Origin of the sequence: Alloprevotella sp. oral taxon 473 str. F0040, assembly GCF_000318095.2 — a bacterium.
GTDB lineage: Bacteria > Bacteroidota > Bacteroidia > Bacteroidales > Bacteroidaceae > Alloprevotella.
Genome location: NZ_KB290705.1, coordinates 57,597 through 72,041 on the forward strand (window position 1 = coordinate 57,597; position 14,445 = coordinate 72,041).

Genomic DNA, 14,445 nt, shown 5'->3' on the forward strand with positions numbered 1-14,445 from the left:
ATTCTTCGCGACAGATTGCACGACTATTGGGGAATGCTCGCAAAACCTCCAAAGTTGTAGCGATAAGATGCCAAGGCCTTTCTATTCTACATAAGGAGTGCTTCACCTTATAGACTAATTAAACGTCGAGACAACATAAGAGTTCTTCACCAATCATCCAAAAACCCTCGCACGTCTCACGACGTACGAGGGTAAAGAGATATAGAAAACCTATTAACATTTTTGAGTTGAAGCTGCTCCTCTAGGTTAAGTTGCAAAATGATGAGGAGGATACTCACCCAATGCCCCTAAAGAGGAAGCAGGACATCACGAATTAGAAAGTGAGTTCCACGCCGAGACCAAACACTTGGTTGGTACGAGTGAAATCGTCAGATCCTTTAACAACACCAGATTCTACCAACTGCTTAGCACGCTCTGCACCTTCTGCCACTCCGATAATGTTGGCCGCGTTGTTGTAGTTCTGAGAGTCCTTGTGGTAAGTGTCGTAGAAAGTCTTGAAGTATCCAGCGTTGATCTTCACCATGTCGTTCACTTGATAACCAACACCCAATCCGAGGCTGGTGGAGTTGGCAGTAAACGTGAGATCATTCATGTAGGCATCAGTATTAGGATAGAGGGTACGTTGTACACCTGCGCTGATTTCCCATTGCTTCGTCAAATCATACTCCGCACCGAAGAGATATTCAATAGTACCACCTTTGAGCAAATCGTTGCGGTATGCGCCTTTCAAGCCAGACTTAGCCTGTTTGTCAAAGTAGTGGTGGTAGCCCAAGTTGAGACGAAGGCCTTCTACTGGACGAACTTGTGCACCAACGGTGAGCAATGCTGGAATGTCGCTGCGCACTTGAGCATCATCCTTGTAGGCTGCAAGGGAAGTTAGATTGTTTGCACTTGCACTATTGGCCGACTCGTTCTCGAAAGCGATGCGTGTGCGGAACTCATATTTAGCAGCTAAATCAATGTATTTGCTGTGGAAGTGAGCACCTACGATAGGGGCAAAGCCAAAACCGCTCTGATCTGTATTAAGAGTTACGTCTTGTGTCGCAGCAGCGAGTACGCCCAACTGACGGAGACGGGGTGCCAAAGCAGGATTGGCAGCAACAGCTGGCTGAAGTGACTTAGCAGCCTGCGCGAAGAAAGCAGGAGCAGACACAAAGTTATTGCCACTTCCTGGATTGATTTGGATGTTCTTCAGATATCCATAGTAATGAGCTGTAGCATAAACGCCACGAAGTCCGCCATATACGGAGAAATTGTCGTTGATGCGATAGCTAGTACCGAGTGTTGTACCAAAATAGTACTGCTTTCCGTGCATGTAAGCATCAACTTTATACTTGTTGAAGCCTAGAGCAGGCATAATGGCTGCCATACGCTGACCCACCAGTCCGAGAAGTGCTACTTGACTCTCGAAAGAACCCATGCCTTGCTCAAACTCAGCCTTTCCACCTCCACCGACGAGGGCAAAATTAAATTGGAATGCCCAGCGATCCTTCACCCAAGCGGCTTGCACTGATGGGATGATGGGGGCAGAAGCAGTGGCTTTGAAGAGCTTTGTATCACTTGTATTGTTGGCACCAAAGGCAAAGGGAGCAAACTTTGACGTCACTTCGCGTGTTTGGAAGGCTGCTTGCCAGTTGAGACCTACGTGGAATCCTTGCTTCATAAAGGAGACACCAGCAGGATTGGAGTAGACACCATTGAGGTTAATCGCTGCGTCCTGTGCTGGGTTACGCAAGAAAGCTACACTTTGATTGGTGTTTGTAAGATAACCACCCGCAGTAGCGGTCAAAGCTGCACCCAAAAGGGCTACAGACATCACGATTTTTTTCATATACTTCCGTTCGATTGTTTAATTTCACCGACAAAGGAAAGACATCTTTTGCACAAAAGCAAGAAATATGTGCAGATATATTGATTTTACAAGCCAGAAACACAGTATTTGCAACCTTTATCTAGCAATCCAATAGGATAAATCAACTGATTCTCACAAAAGGTGGAATAGAACAAACCAGAAGTAATAATGTAACAATAACTACAAAAACAGCACGAGATCCTTAAGTTCGAACTTATTTCATGGAAATCCCTACTACATAAACGCCTCCGTCGCTGTATCTTCATGGTGAGACACAGCGACGGAGGCGAAGAAAAGGGTTTGAAAATACACTGATATTCAGAAAGTACTACAAGTTGTCTACGAGTAACCTTGATTAGTCCTCATTGGAACAACTAAGTTTCTTCCGAATATCTTGATACTGCTCAACTATCCATTTGTATTTGCTTTCTAAAAGCTCATTTTGGATTTTTTGATAAGCCTTTGGCCAATCCGTATCTAAGGAGAACGGCGTAATCTTACTCTCTTCAGGGAGCACGAATTGCAGTGTAATACCCTCATTAGCATCGTAGAAGCAGGGTGTACTTAGGGAGACATCCCTAAAAATCAGCCGCAACACTTCATAATCTTCCCCTGTGAGCGTATCATTCACAAAGCTCATGTAATAAAGACTCAAAAAATCGGCCATATTCAAGGCTTGAGTGTCTAGCCAATGGAGGTTGATACGCATCGTGTCTCGAGTATTTTGCTGTTTCTCGCGAAGATAAAGCAAAGCCACCTCTTGAAACTGAGCAAACTGCACTGAGATATAATTAGCTCTTCCGCTTCGCAGCGTGCGCTGTGCGCATTCTAGCTCCAACTCAAACACAGATTCCCCCCGTGATATGGTAGGAAGTGCCAATAACAACAGGAAGATAAAGAAAAACTTCTTCATGACCTTTGAATATAAATAAGCTAGTGACTAATTGAAGAACTGCAATATATCCTTCTTTAGATGAGCAACTCCTCGATGCTAGATGAGCAACTCATGTAAAAGAAGAGGGATAATTATATAACTAACTTGCCTAATATCTACTCACAAGACTAAGAGCGAATGCGGTGCGCATTGAGCTTCACAAAGTCATCCCACGAAGCCGACCTGCCACTAGTGGAAGATCTCTTCGCTTTCTGCTGCGCGGGGAGCAATCCCTTCACACCATGCTGCGTAGTATTCACAAAATGACAGTAGGCAGCCGCTAGCGCATCCGTAGCATCTAGGTAAGGCAGCATCCGTTCATCCGAGATTTTGAAAGTGCGCTGCATAATGCTGGCCACTTGCTCCTTAGAAGCTGCCCCATTGCCCACAATAGCCTGTTTAATCTGCATAGGCGCATATTCGTGTATAGGAATCTGCCGCGCTATAGCTGCGGCAATTACCACCCCTTGTGCACGTCCAAGTTTAAGCATCGACTGAACATTCTTGCCGAAAAAGGGAGCTTCAATGGCCAATTCATCAGGATGAAAGGCATCAATTACCCCCATCACACGCTCATAAATGCGACCAAGCTTCAGATACACGTCAGACACCTTGCGCAAATCTATGACTCCCATGGCGAGCATTTGTGTTTCCTTGCCCGTCACAGCCACAAGACCATAGCCCAATACGTTGGTGCCAGGGTCAATGCCCAAGATGATTCTATCGTGCTGCGTGAGAGATGCCTTATTCATGAAGCAAAAATACATCATTAACGACAAAACTAGAAGAAATCACTATTAAAGATTACTATTCCAAGCATTTTCTTACCATATACCACGGATAAGTGTTATATTTGCAGTCACATTTCATTGAACAAAATCACAACATTATGATTAAACGTCTTTTTTCTACGCTCGTGTGTGGCCTCGTTTTGGGCATCACCACTGTTGCTGCACAAGCCGTAATCACTTTCAAGCACACAGAACACAACTTTGGCAAGTTCAAAGAAAGCAAGGAGCAAACTTTTACCTTCAAGTTTAAGAACACTGGCGACAAGCCTCTTGTCATCGAACAGGCTGTAGCTTCTTGTGGTTGCACCATTCCCACCTACACTCAAGCCCCTATTGCTCCTGGCAAAAGTGGAGAAATCAAGGTGGTTTACAATGGTAAGGGCAAAAGTGCTGGTGAATTCAAGAAGGTAATTACCGTGCGTTCTAATGCTTCCAATGAATTAGTGCGTCTTTACATCATGGGCGACATGGAAGCAGCTAATCCCTAACTTTAGTTTACTGCGCTTCTCTCCCTTCTTCATTCGGATTATCCACCTTTAGGACTCTCTCACTATGACCTCACATCAACACCTTGTCATCATGGCGGGCGGTATTGGTAGCCGCTTTTGGCCAATGAGCAGCGTGGAGCGTCCCAAGCAATTCCTTGACATCTTGGGATGCGGTCGCACCATGCTCCAGCTCACCGTAGATCGCTTTGAGGGCATTGTGCCAGCCTCTAATATATGGGTGGTAACCTCCGAACATTATGCCGACATCGTGCGCGAACAGCTCCCTGATGTCCCAGCAGACAATGTGCTTCTCGAGCCTTGCATGCGTGGCACTGCGCCTTGTATCTGTTATGCTTCGTGGAAAATCAAAAAACGCGACCCAAGAGCTACTATAGTTGTCGCACCTTCCGACCATAACATCAAAGATGTCAGCCACTTTGGCCAATGCATCGGCGAATGTCTCGAATTTGCAGCAGAGACAGATGCGATAGTCACTCTTGGCATCAAGCCCAACTTTCCGGCTACTGGCTATGGCTATATCAAAGCCGACCTTTCTTACTCCTCTTCTCGCAAGCGAAATATTTACGCTGTCGATAGTTTTAAGGAAAAACCTGAGTTGGCCGTGGCGCAACAATACGTGGCGCAACCCAACTTCTTCTGGAATGCAGGGATTTTCGTGTGGAGCGTGACCACCATTGTAAATGCTTTCCGCGTATACGCCCCTAAAATCTCGAGCATCTTCGAAGGTTTGCTCCCCTATTACGACACTCCCGAAGAAAAAAGTAAGATTGCCGAGCTATTTCCTCAGTGCGAAACAATCTCCGTGGACTACGCCATCATGGAACATGCTGAAGATGTGTTCGTGCGCCCGGCAGATTTTGGTTGGAACGACCTTGGCACGTGGAGATCACTCCATGGAGAACTACCACACGACGCATATAATAATGCCGTAGTCGGAGAAGGTGTAAAGCTTTTCGAGAGCAGTGACTGCATGATACACGTTGCTCCTGGCCGAAAAGTCATCGTTCAAGGCTTAGAAGGCTACATCGTAGTGGAGAAAGAGGATGCTTTGCTCATCTGCAAAATGAGCGAAGAGCAGCGCATTGGCCTCTTCCAAAAGAACTAAACACAACATTACAAGCACTTCTTCTCTATTGTCAAAGGTGAAGAAGTGCTTTTTTTTTAGTATCCTCCTCTCATTGGGGGCTTTCATTCCCTTAAGTTGCATTCATGAATCCTTCCCGCCTCATCTGTTCTATGGCCGCGTTAGTCAGTGCTGCGGCTGCTCAGGCGCAAACCTCCAAGCCCAACGTCATTGTCATCATGACCGACGATGTGGGCTATGGCGATTTCTCCTGCTATGGTGCCACTCGTATGAGCACTCCTCACATAGACCAACTCGCAGCTCGCGGCACTCGCTTCACCGATGCCCACGCTTCGGCCTCCACTAGCACTCCTTCACGTTACGCCTTCCTAACAGGAGAATACCCCTTCCGTAGATTAGGCACAGACGTGGCTGCAGGCAATGCAGGAATGATCATTAAACCCGAACAGTTCACCCTAGCCGACCTCTTCAAACGTGCTGGATATGCCACAGCAGCCATAGGAAAATGGCACTTAGGTCTAGGAAGCAAGACAGCTCAACAAGACTGGAACGGCCAACTTGACCAAACACCTGCCGATTTAGGCTTCGATTACAGTTGCATCATGGCTGCTACGGCCGACCGAGTGCCTTGCGTGTTCATAGAAAACGACCATGTCAAAAACTATGACCCATCCGCTCCCATACAAGTGAGCTATCGCCAGAACTTCGAAGGCGAACCCACCGGAAAATCTAACCCAGAACTCTTGCAACTTCAGCCTTCGCATGGTCACGACATGAGCATTGTCAATGGCATTTCGCGCATAGGCTATATGAAAGGTGGCGGAAAAGCCCTATGGAAAGACGAAGATATTGCCGATTCTATCGCCTCTTATGCTATCAACTGGATAGAAGAGCGTGTGAACATGGCTAAAAATGCCCCCCACTGCCGTAAGGGAGAATGTGATCACACTAGACGCAGTGAAGCTAACCTGCCCTTCTTTATGTATCTCTGCACCAATGACATTCACGTACCGCGTTGGCCACACGCTCGTTTCGCAGGAAAGAGCCCTATGGGCTCGAGAGGTGATGCCATTCTTCAGTTGGACTGGACAGTAGGTCAAATCACAGCTGCGCTCCAACGCATGGGCATCGCAGACAACACCCTCATCATCCTCACGAGTGACAATGGGCCCGTCTTGGACGATGGATATGCAGACCGCGCAGAGGAACTTGCAGGCTCGCATCGTCCCGCAGGACACTGGCGCGGCGGTAAATATAGTGCATTCGAAGCCGGAAGTGCCGTGCCCTTCATAGTGAGTTGGCCAGCTGGTAAGGTACCGCAAGGCAAAACTAGCCGAGCTTTGGTGAGTCAAATTGATGCTATGCGCTCTCTGGCTGCAGTCGTAGGTGAGCAATTAGCCGACAGTTTAGGCATTGATAGCAGAGACCACCACCGCACCTGGTTAGGACTATCTTCTAAACCCCGTAATTATGTGGTGTCAATGGCCTACAACCGTTCGGTGTCAATCCGAACTCCTCAGTGGAAATACATCGTTCCAACCAAAGGCCCTGCCATGGTGCCATGGGGGCCTCACATCGAAACAGGATTTACCTCTACAGCACAGCTCTATAACATGCGTGGAAAGCAAGGAGAAACGACCAATATGGCTGAGAAACATCCCAAGATTGTGAAGCAACTTGACGAACAACTCAAAAAGGAATTGGAATCTCCGCAGCGATAAACCCCAATGATTGGTGCCGATGTCCTAGGCGCACACAATTCTTTGGTACAAAACAACATAGGTGGAAGACTAGTTGATCTAGTCCTCCACCTATTTTTCATGGTGTCTCACCGACATTTTAACTCAAAATTAAGAAAACTCCGCGCAAAATGCCCTATGGTTTAACACTATATTCGCAAAGAGCAGAGGGGATGCACTTGGAATTGGCGCAACCACTATTACATAGACTCTCATCATTTCGCCAGAGTCATCAGTCCATCTACCTATCGTTCTGTCACTTTTTCCTTTCATACTGCACTATATTTCGGTATTCCATCCCATAAGTTCCAAAGCTTACAGGCTAATAGCAGAGAAATGCAGAAATATGCGTCTTCTATCAAAGGATTTTCTCCTAGTTTCTAGCCCATTATCTCGGAGGAATATGAAAAGTTCTCAGAGATTTTCTACAAACTCTCGGAGATTTCCTATTATACTCTTGAAACGCACCGCAGTAAAAGCCAAAGAAGGGCAAAGTCTTCTCCTAGATTGAAGAAAACTCTGCCCAAATTCCATTTTCAATTTTAACAGTTCACCTGCCGAACTGCTTCACCTTTCAAGAAAGAAATATGCAGCCTTTACGGACTGCTAGCTCAGCATACTAAACTGGGCTACTCTACCTTCTTCTTCAAGCTCGCAATTAGTTCGTCGAGCAAGGGGAGAATCTCAGAAATAGATTGCTCAGGCACACCATTATTGCAGAGAAGGTCTAGCATACAATTGGGAATGCCGACAGCTTGCTCGCGGAGTCCACGGCCATGCTCGGTGAGGGCCACTATGGTTTGGCGAGTGTCCACCTTACCCTTGGTACGCGTCACGATACCTTCGCGCTCCATGCGCTGAATTAACGGAGTTACGGTGTTAGTCTCCAAAGAAAGTTTCTTGGCGATGTCGTTTACGGGCAAGGAATCCGTCTCCCAAAGCACCATCAACACGAGATACTGCGGATAAGTCACGCCCAATCTGTCTAGATGTGGGCGATAAGCCTGCGTAATCAAGCGACTTGCCGCATAAAGTCGGAAGCAGAGCTGGTTGTCAAGTTTGAGTTTATCGTAATTCATGAGTGTAGCTTTCAAACTAAAATAGGGGATTCCGTATCGCCACTACCTCGCAGTCTCTGACTTCTGAGGATACTAGCACAGCACATCGCGATTATTCTGGCACTCTTCACAAAACCTTCCTTGCTAGAAAAGGGAACAGCCAGATGATGATTTGCTAATGCAGTGCACTCGCTTGGTTGTGCTGTGCACAATATATCGGAGTGCGCGGGGCATTGAAACGGAAGAAGCCGACACGGAAAATGCATGATCCGTGTCGGTCTTAAGGATTTTCTTGAATCTTAATGACTTAGAAGAGCTTTTCAATCTGCTTTTCGATGTCTTTAATGTCGTGTGTGGGCTCGAAGCGCGCCACAACTTTACCTTCACGATCCACGAGGAATTTGGTGAAATTCCACTTTACATCGCTAGATTCGCGCCAACCAGGGAGATTCTTGTCGAGGATGTCTTCGAGAATGGGCGTGAGTTTGTGGTTCTTGTCAAAACCCTTGAAAGGTTGCTCAGATTTGAGCCAGGTGTAGAGGGGGAGTTCGTTGGCCCCATTCACCTCTGCCTTGCGAAACTGAGGGAAGTCTACACCGAACTTCAAAGAGCAGAATTCGCTGATTTCGGCATCAGAACCAGGAGCTTGTCCACCAAATTGGTTGCAAGGCACATCGAGAATCTCAAGACCTTGGGCCTTGTGCGCACGATAGAGGGCTTCGAGTTCTTCGTACTGAGGAGTGAAACCGCATTCTGTGGCTGAGTTCACAATGAGCAATACCTTGCCTTTGTAGTCTGCTAGGCTTACTTCGTTGCCTTTCTTGTCGGCAAGTTTAAAATCATATACTGTTGCCATAGTCTTTTGCTTGTTTTGAACCTGTGCGTCCCAAAGGAGTGTTCGCTCCATTGTGTTTTCTACAGGAACACAAGGCGTGGGAGTCGCTACCATGTTGTTGTGTTGAAATAATATTGTTGTAGTCTATGTCCGAGAGATGGCTTCTTCGAGAGCTACACTCGGATGTTGTTAGTGCAAAGATACGATTTTCCTCATCTGTCGCAAGCGATAGTCGGAAGAATCTCACTATCATTTTACACTTTTTGGGATTGACTTCTACAAAAGGCCTCTTTTTAAAGCCTCATCACTCAAAGAGGCGTGCATAGTATTCGGCTTTCTTCTCCAATTTCAGAGGATAAGCCCGTGAACTACTGGGCATGCGCCAGAAAATAATGTCACGCCCGAGGCTGTGTTGTGCTTGAGGACAAAACACAAACTCGCCAATCTTTGGAAGTTGCTCTACTCCCAACATGCGACAAAGCGTTTCGCCAGCTAATCCGCCCGTGGTGATGATGTTTTTGCAGGAGGGCATTGCTGCTAGAAGGGAGCCAACGTCGGTGGGCTCTATGATTTCTAAGAAAGCATCTGAGGCGTTCCCTTTCAACCGCCTTACTTTGGTGGCTGTGTCAAAGAAAGCAAAACCTTTGTCGCGAGCAAAGGCCTCTATAGCTGATTGATCGAAACGCTTTTCTCCTTGCACCACAAAATACTCTCGGTCATCAAAGAAAAGATACCCCATGATGCGCCAAAAATCATTGATAAAATTAGGGTAAAAGAAAAGCATACTCCAGCGCGCCTGCGGAGGGGGAAAACTTCCAAGGAAGAGCCATTGCGCATGCTCTGGGAGAAAGGGCTGAAGAGGATGTGTTTCGATGGGAAGTTCGGACATAGTTGTGGATTAACACGACGATAGATAGGAAAAATAAAAATCTATATTCTAATGGTAGTTGGCCTGTTACTTATGCAAAACGAGGAGTAACACGCGGCCACTTTCAACAAAGAGGGTGGAAGTTTGCACCCTGACTATAGGGTTTTCCCCTTTCAGCTCACCAATAAGGTGCAAGGAAGGAGGCAACTCTTTGGGTGTATTCCACTCGATGATCATGATAACTGTCGGCATGCCCAGAATGCGGAGCAACCCAAATAGATTTTGGCTGAGGTTTAGCTGCATACAACTTATAAACCATCGCGGTGGGTACAAAGGTGTCTACGCCACCATGAATGAAAAGCATGGGTTGTCGGCAACGGCTCACAGACTTCTGGGCATCGGCTTCGCGAAACGACCAGCCGTAATGCCATTTGCTGAGCACACTTGTGATGTGCATCAGCGGAAAAGCAGGGAGATGATAGCGATGCGCTAGTTCGCTCTGGAATATGTCCCACGCAGAAGTATAACCGCAATCTTCGACATAAGCGCAAATAGGAGGAAGACTGTCTGTGCCACTTAGCATCATCGTTGTGGCAGCTCCCATGGAGATGCCATGCACCACCAAGTGAGGAGAAGGACTCTGAGAGGGTTTAGAAGAGGTGAGCGCAGAAAGTGAGGCAGAAGAGTCTGATTTCAAACCATTACCAAAGATTTCTGACACCTTCCAAGCCCATTGTCGCACATCCAATCGGTCGTTCCACCCCATACCAATGCTTTTTCCAGCAGTCTTGCCATGATAGCGCAAATCGGGCATCACCACATTCGCCCCCAAATCGTGGTGATAAAGATAGGCTATGTGGAGCATACGCAAGGCTGCATCCTGATAGCCGTGGACCAACAAGGCTACACGCTGAGTGGGCTTTGCGGCAGGAAGATAATAACCATGTAGCTGTGTGCCATCGGGTGCGAGAACTACAGTGTCACGCAGGGCATGATGAGCCTGCAAACTGTCTACCCACGGCCGAATATGCGGATAAAGACGGAGCATTGTGTCAAGAGCCACCTGTGTCTCACGATAAGAACTTGGCACGGGACGCAGAGATGTTTTGAGCATAAACTCACCTACACCCCACAAAAGCACAAGAAGGCTCAAAACACCCCCTATTATCAATTTCCAAGCTCGCAAGGTGGTCACCTTGTATGGCTGTGATTTAGATGAAATCATGGCAAACAGACGTAAGAAACCAGAAAGAGTTAGTACGATCCTCAGAGAGGACTATAAAGAGGCTCCCTCCCCTGAAAAGTGTTTTCAAGAGAGGGAGATAAAGAAGTGGCCATTCACATATCATCATCTGCATAGCTATAAATCACCAAATGGTCTTAAGCTACAGAGACATGGTAAAGGCTCGAAAATTCTTGGGCAAGAATTACTTGCGCTTGAGGTCGTACTTCAAGCCAGAAGCGGAAGGTGCGAGGGTAGAGTCTGCAGATGCAGAAAGAACGCTGTCACCATTGTTAGCGAAGAAACGCACGTCATTCTCAGAAATGATGAGCTTGTAACCCTTCTTTTCACCAGCGGTTACTTCTTCGTACATACCAGTAGATACAGTGCTGTCCTCAGCGAGAGTGAAACCCTTGGTGCTATCTTGAGCAAGAGCAAGCTTCACAGCCATTTCACCACCATCAGCGTTGGGGAATTGACCTTCGAACACGAGTGAATCAGCAGTTTGTGCAGTGAGAGAGTCACCAGCTTGCTCAGATTGAGCCTTGTTGCCGCAAGCCATCAATGAGAGGCAAGCAGCTGCGAAAAAGAGAACTTTTTTCATTGTAAGTGATTGTATTGAGTATTTTGTGTGATGTTCTTGTCACTGCTCCTCAGAAAATGGGCTTCTTTCTTGGAAGAAAGATGCCTCGACGTATACTGAGATTTCTAAACAGCAGGAAAAAACGAGAAATAGCTGTGTTGTTTGCGAGCAAAGGTATACACTTTTATAGACTCCATGCACATACATAATCTTAAAAATACCAAACAACACGATAAAATGAGCATTATCCCTTCTTTTAGGTCTGAGAAATCCAACTAGACACGGCAGATTCCTCAGATTTCTTTGTATCTTTGCTCTATGTTTTGCCAAATGCTTAGGATTTTAGACGGAAACTCTCCTATATTTTTACCACCTTCTTCCTGGAGTGCTCCCATAGTATAAAACCTATAGCTCTAAAAATCAAGGAGCAACCACTGAAGCTAGCGTGCAAAACATACCTCATTCTCATATCTATTCTCTATGCAATATATTGGAGTCTTCCTATCTTCTCATGATAATGTGCCTACGTCTTTCCGTAACGCGACGGAAGAGGTGGGAAAATGGATTGGCCAATCTGGACGAACCCTCATTTATGGTGGTTCGGGGATTGGCATGATGGAGGTGCTTGCTCAGAGTGCCAAACAAGCAGGTGCTAAAATCTATGGCATCGTTCCCCAATTTGTAGTGAACCGCAATGTGGTCAGCGACACCCTTGACGTGGAAATCCGCACTGCTGGCCTAGCCGACCGCAAAACAATCCTTATCGAACGTAGTGATCTCATGATAGCACTGCCTGGAGGTGTGGGAACACTCGACGAAATCTTCACTCTTTTGGCCGAAATCACCACTGATGGCACCCGCAAACACCTTGCTCTATATAATGTAGATGGATGTTGGGACATGCTTGTGGCTATGCTTGATCAAATGGTAGAGACCAACTTGGTAGACCTCTCGGTACGTAACAAAGTCCACGTAGTAGAAACTACTGAAGCTCTCGAATCGCTCTGTCAGTCACTTTAACAACCCTCTATGTTTCTCTGGAGGTAGTGGCCAAACTTTACAAAATACGAGCCTGCCACTCTGAGAAAACGCAGACTGAAAATGCTCCATAGCGTGAAGAATAGTCTGATTCCTACATCTATTCCTACACAAAAACAACGATAAACTACGGTGACAGAACACGAAAAGACGCTTCCTCCCCACCCTTTCTCACAACGCCTTCTAGATTGGTATGATGAATTCGGTCGCGAACTGCCTTGGCGCAACACTCGCGACCCTTATCGCATCTGGATCTCGGAGATTATTCTCCAGCAGACTCGCGTAGCACAAGGATATGACTACTATCTGCGCTTCATCGAACGCTTTCCCACCGTAGAAATTCTCGCAGCCGCATCGCAAGATGAGGTGATGCGCCAATGGGAAGGGCTTGGATATTATTCGCGCGCTCGCAATCTTCACACTGCCGCCCAGCAGATTGTGGAGCAAGGTGGCTTTCCCACGGACTATGAAGGGGTGAGAAACCTGAAAGGGGTAGGTGACTATACTGCAGCTGCCATCTGCTCTTTTGCCTATGATCTCCCAACGGCTGTGGTCGATGGCAATGTTTATCGCGTGCTTTCGCGAGTTTTTGACATAGACACTCCCATCGATAGTACCGCAGGGAAGAAAGAGTTTGGTGCGCTAGCTCAAGAACTTATGGTTTCTCAACGAGCAGCCGACTACAACCAAGCAATTATGGATTTCGGAGCCTTGCAGTGCACCCCGCGCAGTCCGCAGTGTTTGCTCTGTCCTATGAACGAAGACTGTGCTGCCCTCGCAGAAGGTACAGTGGAATCACTGCCTCTAAAAGCAAAAAAAATAGCGATTTCTCATCGCTACTTTGTCTACATTTGGCTATTGGAAGGAGAAGCCAATGAGAATGATGGAGACACAAAAGCAGCTCTAGACTCATCACACTTGACTACAGGCTGTGCAACTCATCACTCTCCGACTTTTGTTCATCCTCTTCACACTTGGATTCACCGCCGAGGGAAGGGCGACATATGGCAAGGGCTTTACGAACCACTTTTATTGGAGTTTCCCACGCCTCCCACTATAGCAGAAGTGCTGCAACATCCGACTTTGCAGCCGTTCCTTTCGGAACAGTCTACGCTACAATCGGTGGTGACCGGTTTGACACACCAACTGACCCACCGCAAACTCCACGCTGATGGTTACATACTACGGGGGGATTTCGCAAATGCCTTCGACACTCACCCCGAACTCACAGATGATTTCATCCGTATCTCATGGACAGAGCGTGAAAACTACGCATTCCCTCGTCTCGTACATCTAATAATGGAGCGTTTCCCAGCTTGAAAAGTTAGGAAACGCTCCATTTCTTCATTTAATATCAGAGGACGTGAGATTCTTCACTTAGGATTTTCTCTCCTTAAATCTACGCTCACACTATACCAAATCTACAAAAATTTCCTCCGTAGTCTTACGTTTTCGGCCTGTATCTTGGTGTTTCTCTCCAGGATAACCTATAGGAGTCATCGCTACTGGCTGCCATTCCTCAGACAAGTTCAAGAGTTCAGCACAGGCTTTTGTATCAAAGTTGCAAATCCAGCAAGTACCGAGACCTTCTTCTGCGGCAGCCAAGCACAAATGCTCCACTGCGATGGCCAAATCAATGTCGCCATGAGCATGATTATCGGCAGGGCGCACCCAGTTTTCTGCCACATTCTTCACAGCAACAAAGAGAGCTGGGGCAGTGGATAGCCAAGGACGAGGATAAGTTTGGAAGAGCTGTGACAACAGCTCTGGATTAGTGACATAAAAGAACCGCCATGGCTGCTTGTTACAGGCAGAAGGCGCAAGTCGAACGGCTTCTTTGATGCGATCTATGGCTTCTGCTGTGGGAAGTGTGGGCAGATAATCACGCACCGACGCACGTGTATTGCAAAGCATTAGAAAGTTATTCATGAC

The 14,445-nt window shown here is 46.9% G+C and carries 14 protein-coding genes; 5 read left to right on the top strand and 9 right to left on the bottom strand.

What is annotated here, in order from left to right; genetic code table 11:
• Positions 1-313: 313 nt before the first annotated feature.
• The 3 genes from HMPREF9999_RS00705 to ruvC all read right to left on the bottom strand — a co-directional run bounded on the left by HMPREF9999_RS00705 (position 314) and on the right by ruvC (position 3,538).
• Positions 314-1,831, bottom strand: a complete 1,518-nt coding sequence (locus tag HMPREF9999_RS00705; protein ID WP_009436331.1) for an OmpP1/FadL family transporter — start codon at positions 1,829-1,831, stop codon at positions 314-316.
• Between the two features lie 376 nt (positions 1,832-2,207).
• Positions 2,208-2,765, bottom strand: coding sequence for a hypothetical protein (locus HMPREF9999_RS00710; protein ID WP_009436332.1), 558 nt, complete (start codon positions 2,763-2,765; stop codon positions 2,208-2,210).
• Between the two features lie 149 nt (positions 2,766-2,914).
• The gene (gene ruvC, locus HMPREF9999_RS00715; RefSeq protein ID WP_044062826.1) at positions 2,915-3,538 is read right to left on the bottom strand and encodes a crossover junction endodeoxyribonuclease RuvC; all 624 of its coding nucleotides are present in this window, start codon (positions 3,536-3,538) and stop codon (positions 2,915-2,917) included.
• Positions 3,539-3,675: 137 nt separating this feature from the next.
• Here ruvC and HMPREF9999_RS00720 point away from each other — a divergent pair, with 137 nt between their 5' ends.
• The 3 genes from HMPREF9999_RS00720 (at position 3,676) to HMPREF9999_RS00730 (ending at position 6,891) form a co-directional block, all read left to right on the top strand.
• Positions 3,676-4,065 (top strand): DUF1573 domain-containing protein, encoded by a 390-nt coding sequence (locus HMPREF9999_RS00720; RefSeq protein WP_009436334.1) that lies wholly within the window; start codon positions 3,676-3,678, stop codon positions 4,063-4,065.
• Positions 4,066-4,129: 64 nt separating this feature from the next.
• A complete protein-coding gene (locus HMPREF9999_RS00725) occupies positions 4,130-5,191 on the top strand; it encodes a mannose-1-phosphate guanylyltransferase (protein WP_044062805.1) in 1,062 nt (353 codons plus the stop codon).
• Between the two features lie 104 nt (positions 5,192-5,295).
• The gene (locus tag HMPREF9999_RS00730) at positions 5,296-6,891 is read left to right on the top strand and encodes a sulfatase-like hydrolase/transferase (protein ID WP_044062806.1); all 1,596 of its coding nucleotides are present in this window, start codon (positions 5,296-5,298) and stop codon (positions 6,889-6,891) included.
• Positions 6,892-7,538: 647 nt separating this feature from the next.
• Here the strand turns inward: HMPREF9999_RS00730 and HMPREF9999_RS00735 are convergent.
• The 5 genes from HMPREF9999_RS00735 to HMPREF9999_RS09775 all read right to left on the bottom strand — a co-directional run bounded on the left by HMPREF9999_RS00735 (position 7,539) and on the right by HMPREF9999_RS09775 (position 11,496).
• The gene (locus HMPREF9999_RS00735; protein ID WP_009436337.1) at positions 7,539-7,988 is read right to left on the bottom strand and encodes a MarR family winged helix-turn-helix transcriptional regulator; all 450 of its coding nucleotides are present in this window, start codon (positions 7,986-7,988) and stop codon (positions 7,539-7,541) included.
• Between the two features lie 286 nt (positions 7,989-8,274).
• The gene (locus HMPREF9999_RS00740; RefSeq protein WP_044062827.1) at positions 8,275-8,823 is read right to left on the bottom strand and encodes a glutathione peroxidase; all 549 of its coding nucleotides are present in this window, start codon (positions 8,821-8,823) and stop codon (positions 8,275-8,277) included.
• Between the two features lie 283 nt (positions 8,824-9,106).
• On the bottom strand, positions 9,107-9,691 hold the full coding sequence (locus HMPREF9999_RS00745; RefSeq protein ID WP_009436340.1) for a uracil-DNA glycosylase family protein: 585 nt from the start codon (positions 9,689-9,691) through the stop codon (positions 9,107-9,109).
• A 157-nt stretch (positions 9,692-9,848) separates the two neighbouring features.
• Positions 9,849-10,895, bottom strand: coding sequence for an alpha/beta hydrolase (locus tag HMPREF9999_RS00750; protein WP_009436341.1), 1,047 nt, complete (start codon positions 10,893-10,895; stop codon positions 9,849-9,851).
• A 202-nt stretch (positions 10,896-11,097) separates the two neighbouring features.
• Complete coding sequence (locus HMPREF9999_RS09775) at positions 11,098-11,496, bottom strand: hypothetical protein (RefSeq protein ID WP_009436342.1); 399 nt, start codon at positions 11,494-11,496, stop codon at positions 11,098-11,100.
• A 459-nt stretch (positions 11,497-11,955) separates the two neighbouring features.
• Here HMPREF9999_RS09775 and HMPREF9999_RS00760 point away from each other — a divergent pair, with 459 nt between their 5' ends.
• Positions 11,956-12,495, top strand: coding sequence for a TIGR00730 family Rossman fold protein (locus HMPREF9999_RS00760; RefSeq protein WP_009436344.1), 540 nt, complete (start codon positions 11,956-11,958; stop codon positions 12,493-12,495).
• A 150-nt stretch (positions 12,496-12,645) separates the two neighbouring features.
• The gene (gene mutY, locus HMPREF9999_RS10555) at positions 12,646-13,833 is read left to right on the top strand and encodes an A/G-specific adenine glycosylase (protein ID WP_009436345.1); all 1,188 of its coding nucleotides are present in this window, start codon (positions 12,646-12,648) and stop codon (positions 13,831-13,833) included.
• 90 nt (positions 13,834-13,923) lie between these two features.
• On the opposite strand, the gene HMPREF9999_RS00770 is transcribed toward mutY, so the two are convergent.
• Positions 13,924-14,442, bottom strand: a complete 519-nt coding sequence (locus tag HMPREF9999_RS00770) for a nitroreductase family protein (protein WP_009436346.1) — start codon at positions 14,440-14,442, stop codon at positions 13,924-13,926.
• Between the last annotated feature and the right edge of the window lie 3 nt (positions 14,443-14,445).

Bases quoted from the DNA above. Each gene is read 5' to 3' on its own strand.
- HMPREF9999_RS00705 (WP_009436331.1), bottom strand. From the start codon at position 1,831: ATGAAAAAAATCGTGATGTCTGTAGCCCTTTTGGGTGCAGCTTTGACC.
- HMPREF9999_RS00710 (WP_009436332.1), bottom strand. From the start codon at position 2,765: ATGAAGAAGTTTTTCTTTATCTTCCTGTTGTTATTGGCACTTCCTACC.
- ruvC (WP_044062826.1), bottom strand. From the start codon at position 3,538: ATGAATAAGGCATCTCTCACGCAGCACGATAGAATCATCTTGGGCATT.
- HMPREF9999_RS00720 (WP_009436334.1), top strand. From the start codon at position 3,676: ATGATTAAACGTCTTTTTTCTACGCTCGTGTGTGGCCTCGTTTTGGGC.
- HMPREF9999_RS00725 (WP_044062805.1), top strand. From the start codon at position 4,130: ATGACCTCACATCAACACCTTGTCATCATGGCGGGCGGTATTGGTAGC.
- HMPREF9999_RS00730 (WP_044062806.1), top strand. From the start codon at position 5,296: ATGAATCCTTCCCGCCTCATCTGTTCTATGGCCGCGTTAGTCAGTGCT.
- HMPREF9999_RS00735 (WP_009436337.1), bottom strand. From the start codon at position 7,988: ATGAATTACGATAAACTCAAACTTGACAACCAGCTCTGCTTCCGACTT.
- HMPREF9999_RS00740 (WP_044062827.1), bottom strand. From the start codon at position 8,823: ATGGCAACAGTATATGATTTTAAACTTGCCGACAAGAAAGGCAACGAA.
- HMPREF9999_RS00745 (WP_009436340.1), bottom strand. From the start codon at position 9,691: ATGTCCGAACTTCCCATCGAAACACATCCTCTTCAGCCCTTTCTCCCA.
- HMPREF9999_RS00750 (WP_009436341.1), bottom strand. From the start codon at position 10,895: ATGATTTCATCTAAATCACAGCCATACAAGGTGACCACCTTGCGAGCT.
- HMPREF9999_RS09775 (WP_009436342.1), bottom strand. From the start codon at position 11,496: ATGAAAAAAGTTCTCTTTTTCGCAGCTGCTTGCCTCTCATTGATGGCT.
- HMPREF9999_RS00760 (WP_009436344.1), top strand. From the start codon at position 11,956: ATGCAATATATTGGAGTCTTCCTATCTTCTCATGATAATGTGCCTACG.
- HMPREF9999_RS00770 (WP_009436346.1), bottom strand. From the start codon at position 14,442: ATGAATAACTTTCTAATGCTTTGCAATACACGTGCGTCGGTGCGTGAT.